General features: G+C 56.8%; 19 protein-coding genes. 11 read left to right on the top strand and 8 right to left on the bottom strand.

The genetic code is table 11. From position 1 onward, the window contains the following. Positions 1 to 82: 82 nt before the first annotated feature. Positions 83 to 1267, bottom strand: coding sequence for a DegT/DnrJ/EryC1/StrS aminotransferase family protein (locus IQ273_RS13545; protein WP_194023708.1), 1185 nt, complete (start codon positions 1265 to 1267; stop codon positions 83 to 85). A gap of 299 nt (positions 1268 to 1566) precedes the next feature. On the opposite strand from IQ273_RS13545, the gene IQ273_RS13540 reads away from it, so the two are divergent. The 6 genes from IQ273_RS13540 (at position 1567) to IQ273_RS13515 (ending at position 7628) form a co-directional block, all read left to right on the top strand. Further along, positions 1567 to 1911 carry a Dethiobiotin synthetase gene (locus IQ273_RS13540; protein WP_194023707.1) on the top strand — a complete coding sequence of 115 codons (345 nt, stop codon included), beginning with the start codon at positions 1567 to 1569 and terminating at the stop codon, positions 1909 to 1911. A 230-nt stretch (positions 1912 to 2141) separates the two neighbouring features. Further along, positions 2142 to 2453, top strand: a complete 312-nt coding sequence (groES, locus tag IQ273_RS13535) for a co-chaperone GroES (protein ID WP_194023706.1) — start codon at positions 2142 to 2144, stop codon at positions 2451 to 2453. A 285-nt stretch (positions 2454 to 2738) separates the two neighbouring features. Further along, positions 2739 to 4373: a chaperonin GroEL gene (groL, locus tag IQ273_RS13530; RefSeq protein ID WP_194023705.1), complete on the top strand. Its 1635-nt coding sequence runs from the start codon at positions 2739 to 2741 to the stop codon at positions 4371 to 4373. 648 nt (positions 4374 to 5021) lie between these two features. Then, positions 5022 to 6146 (top strand): ParM/StbA family protein, encoded by a 1125-nt coding sequence (locus IQ273_RS13525; RefSeq protein WP_194023704.1) that lies wholly within the window; start codon positions 5022 to 5024, stop codon positions 6144 to 6146. Positions 6147 to 6209: 63 nt separating this feature from the next. Then, positions 6210 to 6764 (top strand): hypothetical protein, encoded by a 555-nt coding sequence (locus IQ273_RS13520; RefSeq protein WP_194023703.1) that lies wholly within the window; start codon positions 6210 to 6212, stop codon positions 6762 to 6764. A gap of 96 nt (positions 6765 to 6860) precedes the next feature. Further along, the gene (locus IQ273_RS13515) at positions 6861 to 7628 is read left to right on the top strand and encodes a DUF4058 family protein (RefSeq protein WP_194023702.1); all 768 of its coding nucleotides are present in this window, start codon (positions 6861 to 6863) and stop codon (positions 7626 to 7628) included. A gap of 141 nt (positions 7629 to 7769) precedes the next feature. Here IQ273_RS13515 and IQ273_RS13510 read toward each other — a convergent pair whose 3' ends face one another. Then, entirely contained in the window at positions 7770 to 8069 is a 300-nt protein-coding gene (locus tag IQ273_RS13510) for a hypothetical protein (RefSeq protein ID WP_194023701.1), read from the bottom strand. Positions 8070 to 8765: 696 nt separating this feature from the next. Here IQ273_RS13510 and IQ273_RS13505 point away from each other — a divergent pair. From IQ273_RS13505 to IQ273_RS13485, 5 genes are all read left to right on the top strand, one after another. Continuing rightward, the gene (locus tag IQ273_RS13505; RefSeq protein ID WP_194023700.1) at positions 8766 to 9344 is read left to right on the top strand and encodes a hypothetical protein; all 579 of its coding nucleotides are present in this window, start codon (positions 8766 to 8768) and stop codon (positions 9342 to 9344) included. Positions 9345 to 9583: 239 nt separating this feature from the next. Then, positions 9584 to 10018 (top strand): GCN5 family acetyltransferase, encoded by a 435-nt coding sequence (locus IQ273_RS13500; RefSeq protein WP_194023699.1) that lies wholly within the window; start codon positions 9584 to 9586, stop codon positions 10016 to 10018. Between the two features lie 609 nt (positions 10019 to 10627). Further along, positions 10628 to 11059, top strand: a complete 432-nt coding sequence (locus IQ273_RS35770; RefSeq protein WP_194023698.1) for a GFA family protein — start codon at positions 10628 to 10630, stop codon at positions 11057 to 11059. 137 nt (positions 11060 to 11196) lie between these two features. Next, on the top strand, positions 11197 to 12426 hold the full coding sequence (locus IQ273_RS13490; RefSeq protein ID WP_194023697.1) for a proprotein convertase P-domain-containing protein: 1230 nt from the start codon (positions 11197 to 11199) through the stop codon (positions 12424 to 12426). Between the two features lie 308 nt (positions 12427 to 12734). After that, the gene (locus IQ273_RS13485; protein ID WP_228052981.1) at positions 12735 to 15059 is read left to right on the top strand and encodes an FdhF/YdeP family oxidoreductase; all 2325 of its coding nucleotides are present in this window, start codon (positions 12735 to 12737) and stop codon (positions 15057 to 15059) included. 90 nt (positions 15060 to 15149) lie between these two features. Here the strand turns inward: IQ273_RS13485 and IQ273_RS13480 are convergent, their stop codons facing one another. The 6 genes from IQ273_RS13480 to IQ273_RS13455 form a co-directional block, all read right to left on the bottom strand. Beyond that, entirely contained in the window at positions 15150 to 15986 is an 837-nt protein-coding gene (locus IQ273_RS13480; RefSeq protein WP_194023696.1) for an SWIM zinc finger family protein, read from the bottom strand. Between the two features lie 96 nt (positions 15987 to 16082). After that, positions 16083 to 16460: a type II toxin-antitoxin system VapC family toxin gene (locus IQ273_RS13475; RefSeq protein ID WP_194023695.1), complete on the bottom strand. Its 378-nt coding sequence runs from the start codon at positions 16458 to 16460 to the stop codon at positions 16083 to 16085. After that, positions 16457 to 16666, bottom strand: a complete 210-nt coding sequence (locus IQ273_RS13470) for a DUF2281 domain-containing protein (protein WP_313898107.1) — start codon at positions 16664 to 16666, stop codon at positions 16457 to 16459. The genes IQ273_RS13475 and IQ273_RS13470 overlap by 4 nt, the downstream gene beginning before the upstream one ends. A 51-nt stretch (positions 16667 to 16717) precedes the next feature. Then, the gene (locus tag IQ273_RS13465) at positions 16718 to 19921 is read right to left on the bottom strand and encodes a DEAD/DEAH box helicase (RefSeq protein WP_194023693.1); all 3204 of its coding nucleotides are present in this window, start codon (positions 19919 to 19921) and stop codon (positions 16718 to 16720) included. 81 nt (positions 19922 to 20002) lie between these two features. Next, on the bottom strand, positions 20003 to 21397 hold the full coding sequence (locus tag IQ273_RS13460; protein WP_194023692.1) for an efflux RND transporter periplasmic adaptor subunit: 1395 nt from the start codon (positions 21395 to 21397) through the stop codon (positions 20003 to 20005). Between the two features lie 136 nt (positions 21398 to 21533). Continuing rightward, the coding region (locus IQ273_RS13455) for an ABC transporter permease (RefSeq protein WP_194023691.1) at positions 21534 to 22878 on the bottom strand (1345 nt) is incomplete at its 5' end.

Below are 22878 nucleotides of genomic sequence, written 5' to 3'. Positions count from 1 at the left end.
GATGGGGGAGTGGGGAAGGTGAATCCAAATCGAAAACTTCCTCATCCCGCCCTGCGGGAAGCCGCTCCGCGTCTACATCTCCTCATCCCCTCATCTCTTGTAGAAGGCTAGACGATCGCACGGCGGAAATTGCTTCCACCATAGCGTCTACGACGTGATCGACTTGCTCAAGGGTCATGCCGGGATACATGGGTAGCGAGAGAATCTCTTGGCTGAGGGCTTCGGCCGCAGGAAAGCTGCCGGGGCCGTAGCCCAGGGAGCGAAAGGCGGGTTGCAGGTGGCAGGGAATGGGGTAGTGGATGCCGGTTTGCACGCCAGCGGCAGTGAGCTGCGCCTGGAGTTCGGTGCGGCCCATGGGGCAGGTTTGGGTAACGCGCACCACGTAGAGATGGTAGATGTGGCCGGGACCAGCGTCGTTGCGCATGGGCACAATGCCGTACTCGCCTAGGGGGGCAAGTCTGCGATCGTAATGCTGGGCGATCGCGTAACGAGCCTGGTTCCAGGTCGGCAAGTGGGGCAGTTTGACGTTGAGTACGGCGGCTTGCAGGGTGTCGAGGCGGCTGTTGGTGCCCTGGGGTTCGGTATGGTAGTACTTGCTGGTGGCTCCGTAGTTGCGCAGCGATCGCGCCGTTTTAGCCACCAGCTGATCAGGTGTGACGAACATGCCCCCATCCCCCAGGGCACCCAGGTTTTTGCTGGGGTAAAAGCTAAAGGCGGCACCGAGGCCAAGGGAACCAGCGGTGTAGCCGTCGCGCTGGGCCAGGTGGGCCTGGGCGGCATCTTCAAACACAATCAGGCGGTGGCGATCGGCTAGATCTAGCAGATCTTGGGGTGAAACCATTTGGCCGTAGAGATGCACGGGCACAATGGCGCGAGTTCGGGATGTAATGGCCTGCTCAGCGGCGGCAAGATCGATTAGAGCGGTGGCGCGATCGCAGTCGACCAGCACAGGCGTTGCCCCCGCCCGCAACACGCCAATCAGCGTGGCGATAAAGGTGTTGGCAGGCAAAATCACTTCATCCCCTGGCGCAAGGCCGCAGGCGCTTAGGCCCAGGGCGATCGCATCGGTACCGCAGCCTACCCCCACCCCAAAGCGAGTGCCACAGGCCGCCGCAAAGGTGCTTTCAAAATCGCTCAGCGCCTGACCCAGCACAAAATCTCCCTGGGCAATCACGGCGTTAATGACGCCCTTAATCGTCTCCTGCAAGGGCGCATGCTGCCAGGTCAAATCTACGAAAGGAATAGTCTGCGGGGAAGAAATAGTCATACGTGCCAGGGTAGATGGGCTAAGACCTATGCTGTTCACGCTCAGATTGCCCGATTGCACAAACCCCTTAACAGAGAGGAAATACGGACAGAGCGGCCCAACCCATGTAGTCTAGGGTTCAAACCCAGTGCCAGAATTATGGGCGATCGCATTTCAAACCCAGTTCAGGCGGTAGACTAGGGCAGACTTAGCACATATTTCACCGTCAGGGCCATCTACTACTTGCTCTGCGTCCATAGAAAAGCCGCCAGGTCTGCACACGCGGGGCTAAATCACCCTATTCAGCTACCGTTACCCCTATGGATTTTGAAACCGCTCATACCTTTGTGGTGCGCCAAACCCTCGGCACCAGCGACAATTTACCCGATACCTTTATCGCCTGCCTGCGCCAGGGCAAACCACCTATCCCCGGCCAGGTAACCTCGCTCTTGCTGGCCCTCAAAGTGCTGTTTGAAGGGCTAAAAAACGAACCCACCCTCGATCGCACCCTCATCCAAGCCCTGTTCATTCTCTCCTACGAAAGCCGCCAGCTCTACGCCCAGGGTCAAAAGGCAGGCGTTGTCTGGCCGCCCATGCTCGACGAAGACCTGGGCCGGATTGGCAAGGTGGCGAAGTCAATTGTGTTTGGCGAGTGGCAGGGGTAAGGGGTATAGGGTTCAAGGTGTCGGGTATCAGGTCGCCCCGTGAACCCAAGCCCTTGTACCTTATGCCCTGCTCTTGTAGGGCAACCCCGCCTACCAAAGTTCGGCAAACCACACCTTTCAGAGAATTGCCGAGAAAACTCCCGAGCGGCTAAATTAGCACTCAGGAAGCGAGAGTGCTAAACCGCTTCCCACCACAAATCCTTTTATTCGCAAACATTTGGAGGTAAACCATGGCAGCTGTCACCCTGAGTGTGTCAACTGTTAAACCTTTAGGCGATCGCATTTTGGTCAAAGTCAGCGCCGCCGAAGAAAAAACTGCTGGCGGCATTTTGCTCCCCGACACCGCTAAAGAAAAGCCCCAGGTGGGTGAAGTGGTACAGGTCGGCCCCGGCAAACACAACGACGACGGCTCGTTCCAAACCATGGAAGTCAAAGTCGGCGACAAGGTGCTCTACTCCAAATACGCCGGTACCGATATCAAGCTCGGCAGCGACGACTACGTGCTGCTGCGCGAGTCCGACGTGCTCGCCGCCCTGGCCTAGGCCCATTTTGGATTGGCGATTTTGGATTTTGGCTCTCTTCCGTCAATCTCTGCCCCGTAGGGTGGGCACCGCCCACCATTAACTCGGGCGATCGCAACCCAACCCGTAGAGTGCATTAGCGCAGCAATGCACCACCCAAAAAACACCTCAAAGGAAATGTCTCATCCATTCGCGGCATTCCTTTGAATCAGACTCGGTGCGTCAGGCGTTGCCGCGACACACCCTAACCAAACCTCAAACACAACGCAGTTAGTCAACAATTCTTGCGAGGAGGATTATTTACCCATGGCTAAAACCATCACGTACAACGAAGATGCTCGTCGCGCCCTAGAGCGCGGTTTCGACCTGCTCGCCGAAGCCGTCGCCGTAACCCTCGGCCCCAAAGGCCGCAACGTGGTGCTCGAAAAGAAATACGGCGCACCCCAAATCATCAACGACGGCATCACCATTGCTAAAGAAATCGAGCTAGAAGACCACATCGAAAACACCGCCGTCTCCCTGCTGCGCCAGGCGGCGAGCAAGACCAACGACGCCGCTGGCGACGGTACCACCACCGCTACGGTACTGGGTCATGCGATCGTCAAAGAAGGACTGCGCAACGTTGCCGCCGGGGCCAACGCCATTTCGCTCAAGCGCGGTATCGACAAAGCCACCGCCTTTCTGGTCAAAAAAATTGCTGAGCACGCCCGGCCTGTGGGCGACTCCAAGTCGATCGCCCAGGTGGGTGCCATCTCCGCTGGCAACGACGACGAAGTCGGCCAAATGATCGCCGACGCCATGGATAAAGTGGGCCGCGAGGGCGTGATTTCCCTCGAAGAAGGCAAGTCGATGACCACCGAACTGGAGGTCACCGAGGGGATGCGCTTCGACAAGGGCTACCTGTCGCCCTACTTCGTCACCGACACCGAGCGCATGGAAGCGGTGCTCGATGAGCCCTACATTCTGCTCACCGACAAGAAAATTGCCCTGGTGCAGGACTTGGTGCCCGTGCTAGAGCAGGTGGCCCGCTCCGGCAAGCCCCTGATGATTATTGCTGAAGATATCGAGAAAGAGGCTCTGGCCACATTGGTAGTCAACCGCATGCGCGGCGTGCTGAATGTGGCTGCCGTGAAAGCGCCTGGGTTCGGCGATCGCCGCAAAGCCATGCTCGAAGACATCGCGGTGCTGACTGGCGGCCAGGTGATCTCCGAAGACACCGGCCTCAAGCTCGACAATGTGAAGGTCGATATGCTGGGCAGCGCTCGCCGCATCACCATCACCAAAGACACCACCACCGTCGTCGCCGAAGGCAACGAGAAGGATGTCAAAGCCCGCTGCGAACAGATCCGCCGCCAGATCGACGAGACCGACTCCACCTACGACAAAGAGAAGCTGCAAGAGCGCCTGGCCAAACTCTCCGGTGGGGTAGCCGTGGTCAAAGTCGGGGCCGCCACCGAAACCGAGATGAAGGATCGCAAGCTGCGCCTCGAAGATGCCATCAACGCCACCAAGGCGGCAGTTGAAGAAGGCATTGTCCCCGGTGGTGGCACCACCCTGGCCCACCTGGCCCCTCAGCTCGAAGCCTGGGCCAGCGACCACCTGAGCGGCGAAGAGCTGCTGGGTGCCCAAATTGTCACCCGCGCCCTCACCGCCCCCCTCAGCCGCATCGCTGAAAATGCAGGCTTTAACGGGGCTGTGATCGTCGAGCAGGTGAAGGAGAAGGACGTCAACATTGGCTATAACGCGGCCAACAACCAGTTCGTCGACATGTTTGAGGCTGGCATTGTGGACCCTGCTAAGGTGACCCGCTCTGCACTGCAAAACGCCGCCTCGATCGCCTCAATGGTGCTGACCACCGAGTGCATTGTGGTCGACAAGCCCGAGCCCAAGGCCCCTGCCGCTGGCGCTGGCGCTGGCATGGGCGGCGACTTCGACTACTAATACTAAATCCTAGTTGTCTACCCCAGATTGGTTAAGGGCAAACGGTCGTTTGCCCCCACGCCATACCTGTTTTGATCCGGGGAGTTTTGAACTCGGACTTGGTATAAATCTCCTCAAGGCAGCCCAGATTCGGTTTGCCTTGGGACAAACAAAAAGGGCTCGGCTAATTGAATCAGCCGGGCTTTTTTTGTAGTGAGACCACGCTTGCTCAACCTGGTTCAAAGCTCAAATTTGTTGAAGCTGCGGACTGATAAAGCTAGACAAGCCACAGGCTAGAACCATCAGTTTTGCTTATTCTGTCACCCGATAGATGCGACAGGAATTGAACAAATGGGCCTGGAATTTAGGGCTTGTGGATTTTTGTGGAGAATCCCTGTAATTTCTTTGACCTGTCAAGGATGGAAAAGGCCAACAGACCGGCACACGGAAAACCAAATAAATAGCTAACATCATAACGCCAAAGTGTAACCTGCAAAATATTTCTTTTTCTGGAACACTTTGTCGCTTTAAGAGTCTTGGACAGTTGACCATCAAGTCTAAAACCTGATCTCCGTCAAATTTCTTAAAGATTTTTGACCTGGCTTTGCTGTAGGGGTGTAAGGTTGGTGGTTTTTGTGAAGCTCGATAAAGGGTTCAGAATCAATGTCCATGTCTCAAGCTGCTTCTATACCGATGAACCAGACCCCGCTGGTAAAAATGTCAGGCGATGCCGCAGCGGCTCAGGAAACCAGTGTTTTGTCCAAATCTATTCTCAGCGTTGATTTGGGACGAACCTCGACAAAAACCACTATCAGCCGCGATCCCAACAACGTCGTTTTCATTCCGGCTAACGTTAAGCATCTATCAATGGAACAGGTGCAGGGAGGCGCGTTCGAAGCCCGTGCAACGGATCCTCTGTCTGACATTTGGATGGTTTACCAGGGCAGCGGCTATGCCATGGGACAGCTAGCCGAAGATTTTGGCGCTAATTTAGGGGTCGGCCAGTCTAAAGTCAACGATGCTTTGGTCAAGGTCTTGGCCTGTGTTGGCTATTTCCAATTAAAGGATGAGATTTCGGTGGTGCTGGGGCTGCCCTACCATTCTCAAGATCAGTTTGAGCGCGAAAAAGAGCAGCTGATGAGCCTGCTGCTGGGGCCGCACGTGATGAGCTATCGCGGTGAACCGCTCACCATTCACATCAGCAAGGTTTGGGTCATGCCCGAAGGGTACGGCAGCATTCTCTGGAATGAGGTGCAAGAAAAAAAAGACGCCAGCGTTGACTTTACCAAGCTGCCCGTTGCGATCGTGGATATTGGGCATCAAACCACAGACTGCATCATGGTCGATAACTTTAGATTCGCTCGTGGCGTTTCTAGGAGTGAGGCGTTTGCCATGAGCCAGTTTTACGAGCAGGTGGCAGCCCAAATCGAGGGGGCCGACAGCCAGTCTTTGGCGCTAATCGCGGCTGTGAATCAGCCTCAAGGGCAACGGTTCTACCGTCCTCGGGGAGCCAACAGACCGACTAACTTAGATGACATTCTGCCGAACCTCAAAGAAAATTTCTCGCGGGAGATGTGTAATCGCTTGCTGGCTTGGCTGCCGGAGCGGGTTACAGACGTCATTCTCACGGGCGGTGGGGGTGAGTTTTTCTGGGAAGATTTTCAGCGCCTGCTGCGAGAGGCCAAAATCAACGCCCACCTTGCTACGCCTTGCCGCCAGGCCAACGCTCTGGGACAGTATATCTATGGCGAGGCTCAAATGGCATCGGCCCGTGCGGCTCGTTCGGCCGCTTAGTCGTTTGAAGTTTGGCGTTAGCCATGCCTAATCTCTTCCCAATCGAATCGTGATTCTGCTGACTTGAACGAGGGTTCTAGGAAGGTAAATGTTGCCATCGATTGGGAAGAGGTTTTGACTAGTGGGTGGCACTATGGTTTCGGGACGAGAATGATGGTACTGAAGTGGTTACGCCAGACGAAAAAGCTGGTTCTGTTTCGTCAAAATGAGCTTGATCAACATCTATTAGCGGCTGTCAAAGCTGAGCTGGCTAGACAGCCGGGCTTGAGTTTTAGCAGCCTTTGCAAAGAAGCTCTTTACCAGCTTTTGCTGAGTAATCACGATTACCCTAGTCGGCCACCATCTTCTACCGATACAGACAAACGCATCGAGAGCCTTGAGGCCCAATTGCTCAGTGTAGAGCAGCGGTTTTTTGCCCAAGAGAAAAATCGGTTAGAGCGACTAGAGGCTCAGATGCAGCAGCTCGCTCTCCAGGTGGCTCAATTGGGGGGTACTGTTTCTTCTGCCCCGGTTTCTCCCCAACTAGCTTCAGAAGCAGTGCCTTACGCAGAAAAGATCGAAGACGTGCCTGAAGATCCTGTGCTGTCTCGCCTGAGCGGTTTGATTGATGATTTTTAGCCGGTGCTGCTCGGTTCTACCAGATAGCTATGGGAGCGGGGCTAAGAGGACTGGTATTACAATTTAATCTATAGCGCCAGTCTTGAGGACTTTGGGTTGGCTTCTCCCTTTCCTGGCATGGATCCCTATTTAGAGCACCCGGAGATTTGGCCGGGGGTTCACTTACTGCTGATTGCGGCTTTAGCCGAGGCGCTAGGCCCACAGTTGCGACCCAAGTATTCGGTTTCGGTAGAGGTGCGCATGTATGAAACCAGTGGTGATCAGGCGCTGCTGGTGGGGATTCCTGATGTGGCGATTCAAAGAGCCAAGCCCCAAGCCGAGGTGGTACCAACTGCTGTGGCTGTAGCTCCGCTGCCTCAACCCGTTCAGGTGAGGGTGCCAATGCCGCTAACAATTCGGCAGGGGTATTTAGAGGTGCGTGAGGTAACAACAAAAGAGGTGGTGACGGCCATTGAGTTGCTGTCGCCAATTAACAAGCGATCGGGTCGAGGACGGCAAACCTACGAAAGCAAGCGCGAGCAGGTGCTGAGCAGTGCGACTCATTTTGTTGAGATTGATTTGCTGCGAGCCTATGAGCCGATGGCAATGTTTGGGGCCGAGGGGCCGAGCGACTACCGCATTTTGGTAAGCCGTAGTGAGCAAAGGCCGATCGCAAGTCTTTATGCGTTTAGCGTGCAGAATTCGATTCCGGCGTTTGCGCTGCCGCTGCGGTCGGGCGACCTAGAGCCTACGGTTGACCTACAGGGGTTGCTGAATGAAATCTATGAGAGGTCGGGCTACGATCTGAAACTAGACTACGGTGTGGAACCCGTGCCGCCTTTGACCGACGCTGAGGCGGTTTGGGCTAGTGGTTTGCTCAAGTAAATTTGGTTTGCGATGATAGGTGCCGACGCTCGCCGTCTGTGACAAAACAGCTGTGCCAATTTGCGTTTAGAGACAGGGTGCCTGTTGTCTTAACCCAAGACGTTGCTAGTAGCAGCAGGCACCCTGTCTCTTTGAGGGCCGCTACTCAATGAGCAGGGTCTTGGTCATGATCACCATCCATTGGTTGGGGTGGTCGGTGGCTGCGGCACTGCTGGGCGGTACTGGAATGGGGTCGCTCCAGTCGTTGGGGTCGGCGTAGCCGAGTGAGTGGAGGATTTTGATGGTGCGATCGATCCCAACGAGGCTGCCAAAGAGCATGTGGCGCACTTTCTCGGGTGTTAGGGGCTGGGTCTTTTTGTCGTTTACCCCAGAGTTGGGCGGCAGCGGCAGGGAGCCGGTTTCTGGGTTGTCGCTGGCGTCTGGTTCGAGATATTCAAACATCGGTTCTGTTTCCTTTTTTGGTTGCAGTGAGCAAGCCCTGCCCCCGCAAGGGGTGGAAGGGTGAGGAAAACAGAACACGAAAACCCTAGCCACCCGCAGTTGAAGTGCAAACTGGAGTGACTAGGGTACGATCTCCCTAGCCTCGCAATCTGCCCACGAGATTTGCGGGGTTAGCTGTCGGTTGGTGTCGCAAGCACCTTCCGGCAGCGCCAAAAGTTTTCGAGTTCTGTGAGGCAACCGCTCTAGTCGAACGGCTTAGTGGATGAGTGTACTAGTGCAAAAGCAACTCGTCAACCGTAGTGAAATGCTTGAGGCGATTCGCTTCCCTCACTTGATCGAGTGGGAGCGCTGAGGCGATGGTATTGGTAGACAGTGGATAACTCCTGATACTGGGGTGTTATCCAGCACTTCTGACTGATAACACCCTCATTTCCCCTGCTTAAACCTCAAACTTGCTGGATAAAACTCCGAAGTACAGGGCTTGACTGGCAGATTTAATGTTTAATGCCTTAAAAAACGGATATTATCCAGCCAATCTAACGGATAATACCGAGCATGGATGGTCTTATCCAGCGGATCTTACACTTAATACATGGTTAGCCTCCTGAGTTATTAATTTGGACAGAGTATTAAGGGTGTCTGTAGGACTTTCAGTATCCTGCAAATAAATTCAAAAGTGAGTACAACTAAAAAACAATGGGTCCAGAAATTTTTGGAGTTAGTGCAGTTATTGCGTCGCTTGTTGCAACAGTTGCAGGTGCTGTTGTTTCAGCATTTAGTGAAAGATCACGCGGTTCTAAGTCGGCATCTCTAGAATTAGTTCAGCCTACAGAAGATCCGGTTAAAGATAGTCGTCTGAGCGAACTCAGGGAAGCACTTGCACGGCAAAAGGCTATTGCTCGCCTAAATGGATGGGCTGATTCTTCTCTCACTTTTGGTCAATACATTGTAGGTGGGCTTCTTGCTTCTTCTTTTATTCAAGAATCCATGCCAAATCAAGTTATTGGCGCTTTAGGAGTTCTCGTTTTGCTTTCATCGCTGATCCGACAAAGATATAGACCGGATATTAAAGCGTTTGGAGCAAGGCGTCGGGCTGTATTGCTCCGTTCTTTTATTCGTGAAGTGGAGGACAATCTCTATACTCTAAATACAACTCAAGATAATGCTCCATCGATTTATGCTATACGCCAAAAAGTGTCGGAACGATTGTCCAAATTTGAAGAAAGTGAATTAGCTGATGCACAGCAAGAAGGTGACGCGGCCACCGTCGGCTAACACTTCACTACAGCGGACGGACGAAAGTGCGATCGCAGATCTCTTGTAGGTTGGGTTGAGCTAGCGAAACCCAACAATCTCAGTTGAGTTAGCTTTGTAAGCTGAGTTGAACGAAATGAAAACCCAACTCAGAGGATATGTTGGGTTTCGCCGAGCCTCAACACCAACCTACCAATTAAGCTAGACACGCTAGCTCAACCCACCCTAATAACTAACACTTAGTACATAGTTAGATGCCAATGGACGCTTCTTCGCAGTACCCAACAGCCCTCGATTCGTCACTCGTCGGCACGTATCCGGCATCAGCCAAGGCTGGTGGAGGGTTCGTTTGGGACGCCGTCTTAGAGTATCGCGTCTGGTGTTACCCCGCAGCTGGTGCAGCCGACGCCTACGAAGGCTCCGACTACTACTATGCCTTCGCAACCTTCGAGGAGGCAGAAGAATTTTCCGCCCAAACCGCCGGGGCTCAGAAGCCGCTCGCCCTCGTGCTCCAGGAGGAATACATTGCCGAGGACGAACCCGGTCAGTACGTCCATGTAAAGGAGCGTCGCATTGCCGAGTGGCCTGCCGAATTCCTTTCTCGCCCTCGGCGATCCTCTTCAACCATTCCAGACTTCATGTCCCCGAGCGCGCCAGCGAACAGGCTAAATATCCTCAGGGGGCTCGCAGAATAATTCTGCCCTGTTGGCATCTAACTGTGCGTTTAAGCAGACTGCGGGGAGAGACCCTCATGTTTTCTGATGTCATGTTGGGCCGCAGCCGCTTAATGCGGCGTTGGGCATTACGTTCATGACCCTTCCTAACACTCCAAGCGTGTTGTTGATCGCCGCAACTCCTGGGTTAGCAGCACTGGCCATTGGCGGGCTACTGCGGCTAGCCCAAGGAAGAATGCGGGCAATCTCCGCTACAGCATTTTCCCTCGGTCTTGCTCTGTGCTCATTGATGCTCTTTGTGGCTGCATCGTACAGCTTCGAGAATGCACAAATTCCCGCAGATTCCCCTATCTTGCTCTCAGCTGTTCCGCTAACAGTGTTTACTGTAGCCCTGAGCATCTTCGTGCATCGCTACAGATTGCCTGCCCTAATATCTATAGTCTGCGGAGCCGTAGGTCTCGCCGGACTGTACTGGCTTAGTGGCTTCGTTCTGATATTCTCGGCCTGTAGCTTTAGCCTGGGTGGGTGCTAGGGTGATCGCAGATCTTCTGTAGGTTGGTTTTCGCTAGCTCAACCCAGCCCACTAACTGGTAACCAAATTCCACAGAGAGCCAAGCAAAGAGGTCTTTTATGAATGTTCCATTTTCAGGCGGCTGCGCTTGCGGTGCCATCCGCTACGAGTGTCACAGTGCGCCTCTCGCAATGCTGAATTGTCATTGCAGTGATTGCCAACTATCCAGCGGAGCACCGTTCGCCTCTGGCGTAGTTATATCAACCAAGTCCATCAACGTCACCGGCTCACCCAAAGAGTATTCTGTTCGCGCGTCAAGTGGCGCTCAGACAACGCGAAGTTTCTGCTCAAACTGCGGTAGTCCCTTGTTCACAACCGGCGAAGCGATGCCAGATTTCACATCCATACGCTTTACAACGTTTGACGACCAAAGTGATTTTGCTCCTGCGCTAGACATTTGGACATCAAGCGCAGCCCCCTGGGTTTGCTTGAATGAGGAATTGCCACAGTTTTCGCAGTCCCCCTCACCGGGCACACAAGGCCAGAAGTAGAGACACTGACCGCCGCACAACTTTACTGTTATGAGCAGTCTCCGTAACCTTCCGCATTCCCCAACTGGTTGCCCCGCCTATAGTCATCAATTTGGCAGTACCATTCATCTGAAGCTTGAAGTGCATCTAGCCCCCTTATGAAGCAAGTATTCTCTAACGAGACAGCGGTACAAATTTCGCAATTTGCGCCTACAAGCGTCACCTCCACTATTGATGTAGCCAATATCTCAGGCTCACTTCAGCGCATCAGCGTCACTATCAACCTCGTCCATACCTATACCAGCGATCTGAGAATTTCTCTTAGCGCCCCCAGTGGAGAATCGGTGCTGCTAGTCGGCAATGCTGGCAGCAACGGCGACAACTTTTTCGATACCACCTTTGACGATGGGGCGGGAATTTCTATCAGCCAGGGCATAGCGCCTTTTCAGGGTACGTTTCAGCCCCAGCAGCCCCTGGCCCAATTGCTCGACAGCGATCCTAACGGTACTTGGGCGCTGCAAATTCAAGACGAAGCCTTTATGGACGGCGGTTTTCTCAATCGCTGGTCGCTGGAATTGGTGGTTGATAATCAAAGTCCAGTGCCGCCCCCGGCGCAGTTTTCCATTCAGCTACGCTTTTTGGGAGGGCTAACGGCTACCCAACGAGCTGTCTTTGAAGTTGCTGCCGCCCGTTGGTCAGAAATCATTATTGGCGATTTGCCCAGTGCCGTCGTCAATGGAGAAACCATCGATGATGTGTTGATTGAGGCGCGAGGGCTGTCGATCGATGGCCCCAATGGGGTGCTGGGCCGGGCTGGCCCGACTCGCCTGCGCAGCGGCTCGATGCTGCCCATCACCGGGGTGATGGAGTTTGACATGGGCGATTTGGCCCGCTTGGAAATGGAGGGTGGCCTGCTGGATGTGATTATTCACGAGATGGGCCATGTGCTTGGTATTGGCACCATTTGGCAAATTAAGAACCTGCTGGTGGGGGCTGGGTCGGCCAACCCTACCTACGTGGGCCAAAACGGAATGCGGGAATTTTCGGCACTGATTGGGTCGCAGGGCATATCGCCGGTACCGGTGGCGAATACCGGGGGACAGGGCACCCGAGATGGCCACTGGCGAGAAGCTGTATTTGGCAATGAGCTGATGACGGGCTTCTTGAATCTGGGGCAAAATCCACTGAGCCGTTTAACGATAGGTTCTCTAGAAGATTTGGGCTATGCGGTAAATTACACGGTCGCAGACCCTTACGTGCTGCCGTCGGCCCTGGCCCTGGCGGTGATGGGGGTGAATACGGTGGGTAGCTATGGCCGTCGGCAGTGCCGCATGTGTGATGCTGGGGTGTTGGGCACCCACGATTTACCGCAGGTAGAGTCTCACTAACGCACGAATGAGTTGATCTCTGGTACCGGTTGGCGATCGCAATAGAGCCTCTGGCTCGGCTACGCCTAAGCCTCTACGATTTTGCCTTTTGGAAACCGGGGGTTTGTGATTCGGATTTGCCCTAAAAATGGCCGTTCCCATCGACTCCGCTTAGGGAACGGCTACGGCTGTTTTTATCGTTAGGGGTGCCGCGCTAGCGGCATGGGCGATTGGTATCAAACGAAATACTCTCTGCTTTTGGGCTGGCTATCTTACCCCCATTTATCTCGTTATAGTGAGGGCATAGCGGCTGTGGAGATCCCCCGACCATGACGGCACACAATCGGTCCGATCGCGACACACCACCCCCCGCTGAAGCTCACGCCAACCTAGCGACATCCGGCCTTGCGGATGAATCTATCCACGCCCCAGGCGTCGGTGGCGGTCTGCCGGTGATTGAGTACTGGGCCGAAAAAACGCTGTCGCCCCAGGGGCCGCAGATTTGGAAAAAGCTGTTGCACAAAAGCGCCTGCCTGTCGTGTGCCTGGGGCACCGGGGGGCAAAACGGCGGCTTTATCAACGAGCTAGAAGAACCGCTCCAGCGCTGTATGAAGAGCGTGCAGGCCATTTCGTCTGAACTGCAACCGGGCCTCAGCGACCATTTCTTCGATCGCCACACCCTGTCTGAGCTGCAAGCGCTCACCTCTCGCGAGGCCGATCGCCTGGGTCGGCTCAGCTTTCCGGTGATTCGTCGGGCTGGCAGCGATCGCTACGAGCGCATCTCCTGGGAGGAGATCTACCAGCTCACGACCACCGCCTTTTCGCTGCCGCCAGAGCGAGTCGCCTCCTACAGTTCGGGGCGATCGTCCAATGAGGCGGCCTTTTTGCTCCAGCTGATGGTGCGATCGCTTGGCTCCAACAACCTGGCCGACTGCTCTGACCTATGCCACGCCCCCTCGACGGTCAGCCTGAACAAAGTATTTGGCACGGGCACCTCGCTGGTGAGTCTGGAGAGCCTGCGCCAGGCTGACTGCGTGGTGCTGGTGGGGTCAAACGCCCCGGCCAACCACCCCCGGCTGATGAATGAGCTGATTGAACTGCGCGATCGCGGCGGCAAAATCCTCGTCATCAACCCCGTCAGAGAAGTGGGCCTGGTCAAGTTTGGCTCTCCGGCGCATCCTCTGCGGCTGGTGCAGGGCGAAGAGATCGCCTCGCTGTTTTTGCAGCCGATACCGGGCAGCGACCTGGCCCTGTTTGTGGGCATTCAAAAGGTGCTGCTAGAGCGGGGCTGGGTGCAGTTCGACTTTCTCAAGGCCTACACCGAGAACTGGCAGGGGGTAATCGACCAGGTGGCCGCTACCGAGTGGGAGGCGATTATTGCCACCTGTGGCCTCACGCTGACGGAAATTGTTGCCGCTGCCGAGATGATTCACAGTAGCCAGAACGTGGTTTTTGCTTGGGCGATGGGCATCACCCACCAGGCCAACAGCGTCGACAACATCTTTAGCATCGCCAATACCGCTCTGATGACGGGCAACGTGGGCAAACCCGGCGCGGGGATGATGCCGATTCGCGGCCACTCCAACGTGCAGGGCTTTGGCTCGATGGGGGTGACGGCCCACCTCAAAGACAGCATTCGCGAGGCGTTGGAGAAACTGTTGGGCAAATCGCTTAAACGAGAACCGGGCTACGATGCCCGCGCTCTGATCGAAGCGGCGGATGCGAGCGAAGTCGATACCCTGCTGTGCCTGGGGGGCAACCTCTACGCCGCCAACCCCGACCTCACCCAGGCCAAACACGCCCTGGGCAACATCGACACCATTATCTACCTGGCCACCAAGCCCAACCAGGGCCACTTCCACGGACTGGCTCGGCAGAACACCATCATCGTGCCGGTCTATGCCCGCTTCGAGAACCCCCATAAAACCACCGTCGAGTCGGGCAACAACTTTGTGCGGCTCAACAGCCCCGGCAAAACCCACCTCAAGGGGGCCGATCTGGTGACGGAGATTGACTTTTTGGCGGAACTGGCCCACCGTCTGCACGGCGATCGCCCCATCGACTGGCGGCGACTGCACGACACTCGCTACGTGCGCCAGCTAATCGCCCAGACCATTCCCGGTTACGAAAAAATTGGCGAGATTGACGACACCAACGCCGAGTTCACCATCGGCGGGCGCATCTTTCTAGAGCCGAAATTCCCTACTCCATCGGGCAAAGCCGAAATGCAGCCCACCCCGCTGCCTAATCTAATGCTGCCTACCCTGCAAGATTTTGGCCTGCCCCCAAATTCATTGGATGGCCAGCATCCGGCTCTGGTGCTGGCGCTGATCACCGGACGCAGCTACGGCCAGCACAATACTGTGGTCTACAAAGAAGCCGATGAGTACCGGGGTATGCCCCATCGCCACTGCATTCTCATGAATCCTGACGATGCTCACAAGGCAGGCTTTAGCCAGCACCAGCGGGTGAGCGTGCGGGGCGATGCGGGGCAGCTCGACAATATCGAGATTATCTACGGGGAGGTGCGATCGGGCGCGGCGCTGATGTTTTACCCCGAAGCGAATGTGCTGATGAAGGCGCGGATTGAGCCAAGGGCTGGAACACCGGCCTATAAGCGGGTGCCTGTGGCGGTTTTTGCTGAAGTTGTGTAGAGTCTGCCCAGATCCCAGGTTTTTTTCTAGCCATAGACCCAGATTATTGCTGAACCTGAGAAAAACCCTGGGATCTCCATGGGCTAAACACTACAGGCGGTTTTTGTTTTTGCTGCGGACGCGATCGTACAAACTCTCCATGGCTTCAATGAAGGAGTTGTCGCGAGTCCAGAAGGCGGGGAAATCGCCCTGCTTTTTGACCAAAATCGCTGGCACTGCCGACGGTGTGGCTACCTCAATGGTCTGGGGCAGGCGCTTTTCTCCCTGCCAAAATTCTTTCAGGCTGAGGGCCGACGCCTCGACGGTCTCCGGCTGAGTGTAGTAGTGCTCTACGGGGTCGGGCGATCGCTGCTGGGCCGAGAGTTCTGCCGAGAGGGCTTGTCCCAGGGGCGATTTGGCTAGCTCGGCTTTCAGTTCTTCCCTGGGCAACCCCCGCAGTTCAAACAGCAGGAAGGGATCGCGATCGAGTTCGGCGGCGATTAGGTAGTAGACTCCGGCGATGTGTTTGCAGGGGTTGCTGTAGTCGGGGCACGAGCAGTTGGTCTTAAAGTCTTTGGCGCTGGCGGGCAGCAGGTTCAGCCCCAGGGTTTTGAAGCTGTCTTCGATGTTGTCAGGGATTTCGTTGAGCAGCAGCCGGGAGATCAGGCTGGCTTTGGAGGCGACTAGGGCGATCGCAGCTGCCCACTTGGCTTTGCTAATCGGCGCAAAGTCAATTGTGGTGGTGTACAGCGGCTCTTTCGTCACCCCAAAGTAGGGGTTCACCGACCCGCGCACTTTGGCCGTGACTAGGCCGACGTCGATCTCAAAGCTTTTGACCTTGCCGCCGCTGGCATAGGATCGCCCCCGCTGCAACCGGCCCGAGTCGGTCAAGCGCTCGATCGCATCGATAAAGTTTTTTCCCCACCAGGTGCGGCTAAAGTTTGCCATTGCGGGCCTCCAGTGCTGGTTTCATTGTAGGTGAGCCTAGACATCGGGCAGAAAATTTGGAATTTGGCACCGCTTTGGAGTTGAAGAAAGAAATGGCTACCAGATGAGTTGGCAGTCATAGCTTTTGAAGATTTCATCGCGGCTAACTATCGCTGTAGATTCAACGCAACTTTGTGCTACGAGTAAGCGATCGAATGGATCTCGATGGTGTTGAGGCAGCTGCTCTAGCGCCAGAATGTGTGGCAAGGTGATTGCTAACAGTGCCATGCCGTTTTCCTGATGGTGCTCCACAAGATCGGCCAGAGGCATGTTTAGATTGAGTTTGCCTAGCTGAGTTTTGATTTGCATCTCCCACAGCGACGCCAGGCTCAACAGCAGTCGTGCCTGACGCATAAGTTGAAGGGTTGCTGGTGGAATCAAATCGGGTTCTCTATCCCACCAGATAAAGGTATGGGTGTCGAGGAGAAGTTTCATGATTCCCCTAGCCAAAATTCGTCTGGCAGGGGAGCATCAAAATCATCGGCTATCCAATAGGGAATGTCTTTGTGTAGGCCAGGAATGGGCTCCTGGAGAGCTGTAGACACCTTCTGCCTGAGGAAGGCGGCAAAGTCTAAAACGGCCTGCTGCTGTGCTGGGTTGAGTGAGCGTACCTGCTCTAGCAAGGCTTGTTCGAGATTCACAATATACCTCTGCATGAAGTTTCTGCCCCAATTATGAAAGATATTCAGGCATCATTCCATGATCGCGCTTTTGTTGAGGGCGATGAGTTGTTTAAAGGCATCGTTGTCTAGCTCCGTCAGCCACGATTCATCGGCTCCGACGATCGCACCGGCCAGCTTTTTCTTATCTTCAATCATCTGGTCAATGCGTTCTTCCAGCGTGCCCATGGCGACGAACTTGTGGACGAAGACATTTTTCTTTTGGCCAATGCGGAAGGCGCGATCGGTGGCCTGGTCTTCGACGGCGGGGTTCCACCAGCGATCGAAGTGGAAGACGTGGTTGGCCTGGGTGAGGGTGATGCCCACCCCGGCAGCTTTTAGGGATAGTACAAAGATCGCCGGTTCAGTCTCGGGGTTTTGAAAGTCGGCGATCATCTGCTCGCGCTTGTTGCGATTGGTGCCGCCGTGGATGTAGTAGGTGTTGTAGTGGCAGGTGTGGCGCAGGTGGTGCTCTAGGGCGTCGCCGATTTCACGAAACTGGCTGAAGACCAGGGCGCTTTCGCCTTCGGCCACGACTTCGTCGAGCATTTCGAGCAGGCGGCTGAGCTTGTGCGATCGCTCCGGCGTAAACTCGCTCTCATCCTGCAAAAACTGGCGGGGGTGATTACAAATTTGCTTCAGCTTGGTCAGGGTGGCGAGTATCAGCCCCTTGCGCTGGATGCCTTCGCTGGTTTCGAGCTGTTCGGTGACATCTTTGAGCACCGCTTCGTACAGCGATGCCTGCTCGGGGGTGAGGTTGCAGAACAGCTTTTGCTCGACCTTGTCGGGCAGGTCTTTGATGATCGACTGGTCGGTTTTGAGCCGCCGCAGAATGAAGGGTTCCACCAGCTTTTTGAGCGTGGCGGAGCGGGTGGGGCTGTTTTCTTTTTGGATGGGCAGCTCAAACTGTTTGCGAAACTGGGTCTGAGTGCCCAGATAGCCTGGATTCAGAAAGTTGAAAATCGACCACAGATCCATCAGACGGTTTTCGACTGGGGTGCCGGTGAGGGCGAGGCGGTGGTTGGCGTTGAGCTTGAGAATGGCCTTGGTCTGGGCAGTTTTGGGGTTTTTGATGTTTTGGGCTTCGTCAAGCACGATGCGGTGCCAGGTGACGCCCGTTAGCAGCTTGGCGTCTTTGCGGGCCAGGGTGAAGGAGGTGATCACCACGTCGTGGTCGCGGCAGATGGCTTTGAAGGCTTTGGTGTCTGAGCTGCGATCGCCCCCGTGGTGCACTACCGCCCGCAGGTGCGGCGCGAACTTCTCGATCTCGTGGTACCAGTTGCCGACCACTGAGGTGGGGGCAATTAGTAAGGTCGGTGGCAGTTTTTGACCGCCATTTTGAGCCGCTTCCTCTCGCTCCTGCACCAGGCGAGCGATCACCTGCACCGTTTTGCCCAGGCCCATATCGTCGGCCAAGCAGCCATTCAGGCCTAAATTCTCTAGGTAGTGCAGCCAGGAGAGGCCGCGCTTTTGGTAGTCGCGTAGATTGCCCTGGAGCTGGTCGGGGTCGGGGGTGAGTTCGAGTCGGTTTTTGTCGCTGAGCTGGGTGAGCATGGTGGCCAGAGCGTCGTCGCGATCGAACTCCACCTCCAGGTCATCGTCGGCCTCGCCGCTGGTCAGGCGCATAAAGTCGAGCAGGCTCATTTCAGGGTTTTCGGCCTGCTGCTGCTGCCAAAACTCCAGCATTTGCTGCATTTTGTCCTGGTCTAGCTCCATCCACTGGCCGCGAAACTTGACTAGGGGCGACTTAGCGTTGACGAGCTGCTGCCACTCTTGCTCGGTGACGGGCTGGTCGCCGATCGCCAGGTCGTACTGGTATTGCACCAGGGTGTCGTAGGAAAAGTAGCCCTTGGACTTATCGCTACCGCCGATCGATTTGCCCTTGGCCCGCAGCCGCACCTTGGCCCGCTGGCGACCCTTGGGCGTCCACCAGGCGGGGACGATCACTTTGTATCCGGCATCCTCCAGCACCCAGGCGGATTCTTTCAGAAAGGTGAAGGCGGTGTCGAGATTGACCGGGATGCCGACGGGCTGGTCGGTTTCTAGGCCATCCCAAAACTTAGGGTAGATGCGGGCGGCGTAGCCCAGGTTCATCAATAAATACTGCTCGAAGCTTTCTCCCAGGTGTTGGCGCAGCTGGGTTTGCTTTTTGCCGCGCAGCTGCCAAAACTCTTCCAGCGAAATCTGCAAGGAGGGATCGTCCTTGGGGGCGACCAGGAACTGGATGTGCCAGGGAGCCTCGGGAGTAACGGGTTCCGCCAGGCGAAAGCCGATGTGGAAAGGGGCAGCGGTTTCGGAGCGACTGATGCGATCGCGCCAGCCCTGCCACTGCTGGTACCGCTCCAGCGCCGCCACCGATTTCTCGCCGTGGTGGGGTTCAGCCTCCAGACAGTCGTGAATCAGCGAGGGCACGATGGTTTTGAGATAGCTCTGAGGCATCGCCGTGCCCCGCACTAGCTCATCCACAAAGCATTCCGAAAAGTGGCGCAGCAGTGTGGCGCGATCGTAGAAGGTAGGTGTGGCTGGTGGTTCCTCAAACCCGGCCACACAGAGCAGGGGCATGTAGTCTACGTAGGTTTGAATGTGCTCGGTGTAGCGATCGCCAATAATTTCCCAGCCAGAATAAATCTCAAATCCTGGCTCTGTTTTTGTCGTCTGTTTTTTAGTCGCTGCCTTAGTTTTCGCTGCTGTGCGCCGGGTGGATGTCTTGACCGCCGCAACCTGCCGATACTTCAACGCTGGAATGTACTGATCGCGCAGTATCACCTGCTTAAAAGCCTGGGTGTAGTGGTACCAAAACAGCAGGTCGGCCCCCAGTTGCACCTCTGCCAGGTTGTAGACGGCCAGAAAGTGCAGATTATTCAGCAGGCTAATCACGTCGGCCAGAACGGGAAGCTGGTAGCAATCCACCTGCCAGTACTGCCAATCAAAGCTCTCTGGGGTTTCTACCTCTAGGTAACGGGATAGCTCCAGGGATGGGAGCGGTTGACCATCTACCGTGGGCAGCAGAAAGGTGCGGGGGGTGATGAAGGAGTCTAGGGAGCGGCGATCGGGCGATTTCAGGCCTAGCTCATCGGTGAGCAGGGGCACCAAGTCAGGCTTGGGCAGGTGAAAGGGATGGCCCTGAGACGACAACTTGCGGCGGCTCTTTTGCTCGGTTTCGACCCACAGGCAAAAGGCCCCCGTCTGCACAAAGGCGGTGGGCTGAGGTATCCAAGTGCCGTGGAGGATCTGCATGGCTGTATCCTGGCTTCACGGATTTGCATGATCTTACCGGGTTGGCCTCTAAAAATCGAGGGTCTAGCGGCAGATAGGTGATTAACGCCCTCGCACCCTGACATCGGCTTCGATCTGGTCGCCGGGGTATAAAATCACCTGGTCGCCTTCGGCTAGCCCCGACTCAACGACGGCGGCAAAGTCGCTGCGGGGGCCGATCGCCACTTCTCGCCGCTGGGCTCGTCCGTCTTCAGCCACAAAAGCGCACCAGTCGGTATCGCAGCGAAACAGGGCGCTGATCGGCACCGTCAGTACGTTTTCTTCTTCCCACACCACGATCTGGGCATCGACGCGAAAGCCGTCGCCCAGGGGCACGGCGGGGTCGGTGAAGTCGGCGATCACATTCACCCGCTGCTCATCGACCCCCAGGGCCGATACCTCTGTGAATGCGGATGGTTCCACCTGGCGCACGATCGCCTGCAAATTCTTCTCGCCGCCCCAGCGGTCGATCTGTACCGCATCCCCCGGCGATACCCGCACCGCATCGGTGGAGAGAATGTCGATCACCAGCTCTAGGCCATTGGGGTCGCCCAGGGTGATCAGGGGCGTGCCCGCCGCCACAAACCGGGCGCTGGGTTCCAACACTTCGAGCACGCGCCCGGCGGCGGGGGCGGTGATGGTGGTGCGGCGGGCATCGTCGGTGAGGCTGGCCAGTTCGGCGTCGAGGGCGGCTAGCTCGGCCTGGTAAACATCCACCAGGTAGTCGGGGTCTTGTTGCTCGGCGGTGAGCACCGCCAGGTTGGCCTGGGCGGCCTGCACATCGGCCTGGGCGACGGAGACTTGCTGGCGGGCGGTTTCTAGGGCCTGCTGCCGCTGGGTAACGGCCAGCTCCATCGTTTCGAGATCTTGGCGGGGAACAGCTCCCTGGGCTTGGAGGCTGGCCATGCGATCGCGATCCCTCTGGGCCTGCACCAAAGTTGCCTCCGCCTCCGTCACCTGGGCCTGGGCCTGAGTCACCTGGGCCTGGGCGGCGCGAATGCGGGTTTCGGCCTGGGCCAGCGCCTCGGGTTTGGGCCGCTGGGTATCGACCCCGGCGATCTGGGCTTGCACTGCGCGGCGGCGAGCCTGGGTGGCCTCGACCTGACTGGTCAAGGGCAACGGGTCGAGGCGGGCAATGGTGGCTCCGGCAGTCACCGTATCCCCAGCATTCAGGTCAATGCGCTGGAGTTCACCATCGATGGGGGAGGCGACCACATAGCGATCGCGCACCCGCGTCTGGCCCTCGGCCCCCACCGTTACCTGTAATGCTCCCCGTTCTACTGGGGCCAGATCGACGGCGATCGGCTGGGGGCGCACAGCGTAGGCGATCAGCCCCGCCAGGCCCAACCCGCCGATGCCGTAGAGCCATCGCCGTCGCCATCGCCGTTTTGGCGGCGGCACCGGGGTAGCGCCATTACCTAGCGTTCGTTGATCGCTGGTGGATTCTGTGCTGGTCATCGGTCTACCTTTTTGGTTCAAATTCAAAACTCAGGGCCTGGTGGTGCATTGCTTGGTGTCCTACTGGTGCATTGCTTCGCGTTGGCAGAGCCTCGCCCCAGCGTTATGCACCCTACGCATCCACTCATCCACCCATTCACTCCCTCGTCTTGAGCACCGCAATCAGATCCAACTGCCGCAGCTGACGGGCGATCAGCAGCCCGGAGGCGATCGCCGCCAAGCCCGTCACCACCGCCGCAAACACAAAGCTGGCGGGCTGAATGATGAAGGGCACCCGAAACAGCTCGGTGTTTTGGGCGGGAGACTGATTCAGCACCCAGGCCAGGCCGTAGCCCAGCGCCCACCCGACCGGGATCGCCGCCAGGGTCAGCACCCCCTGTTCGCCCAGGAGAATAAAGGCGATCTCCCGCTGGGTGAAGCCGATGATGCGCAGGGTGGCCAGTTCGCGGCTGCGCTCCGAGAGGGCAATGCGGGCGGCGTTGTAGATCACCCCCACGGCGATGATGCAGGCGAACAGCAAAATCATGCTGTTCATCACGCCGGAGGTGGCGGCGATGGTGTCTTCAAACTGCTGCAATGCCGTTTCGCGCTGGGCCATGCTGGCCACCGCCGGAATTTGCTTGATCTGCTGGTACAGGGTCGGCATCTGCAACGGATCCACCGTCAGGTAAGCACCAGAAAAGGTGGGGCCTTCCTGCATCAGCGTATTCAGGGCGGTGACATCCATATACATGGCCAGGCCGATCAGCTCATCTACCAGCCCCACCAGGGGCACCGAGAGCACCGGGCGCGCGCCTTCGAGCACTTCGACGGTGAGGCGATCGCCCACCTGAACCTGCAAAATGTCTGCCAGCTTGGTGCTCAGTACCAGACCGTCGGCGGGCAAGGGCACGGCCTGCAAGTCGCTGTCGATCAGCCGCCGCAGGGTGCTAGGCGACGAGAGACCGACGATGCCCCCGAGGCGCGATCGCTGCTCAAACCGCAAGCGCACCGGCACGCTGCGAAAGGGCTCCACCCGCAGCACCCCCGGCAGCTGGGCCAGGTCGTGCTGCACCCGCCCCGGCAGCGGCTCAATAAAGGTGAGGGTGACATCCTCCCGCTGCACTGTGCGAAACTGCACCGCCATAATCGCGTCAATGCCGTCGCTGAAGTAGCGGCCCACCACCAGCATCGCCACCGCCAGACCAATACCCAGCACCGCCATCGCCGCCTGGGCCGGTCGCCGCTCCACATTGCGCAGAATGATCCGCCCGGCGGGAGAGAGCAACCGCTGCAATCCCAACTGCTCGATCAGTGTGGGCTTAAAGCTGGCCGGGGGTTCGGGGCGCATAGCCTCGGCGGGGGGCAGACTCACCGCACCGCCTACAGCTTTAAAGGCTCCGGTGGCGGCGGCGATCGCGCTCACCCCCACTGCCCCCAGCATCAGCCCCAGCCCGGCCCGATACTCGATCGACGGGAACTGGTAAAACTGCGTGTAGAAC

The sequence above is a fragment of the Nodosilinea sp. LEGE 07298 genome (assembly GCF_015207265.1).
GTDB lineage: Bacteria > Cyanobacteriota > Cyanobacteriia > Phormidesmidales > Phormidesmidaceae > Nodosilinea.
The sequence above is the reverse complement of the archived record's forward strand: the minus strand, read 5'-3'. Positions and strand labels throughout refer to the sequence as shown.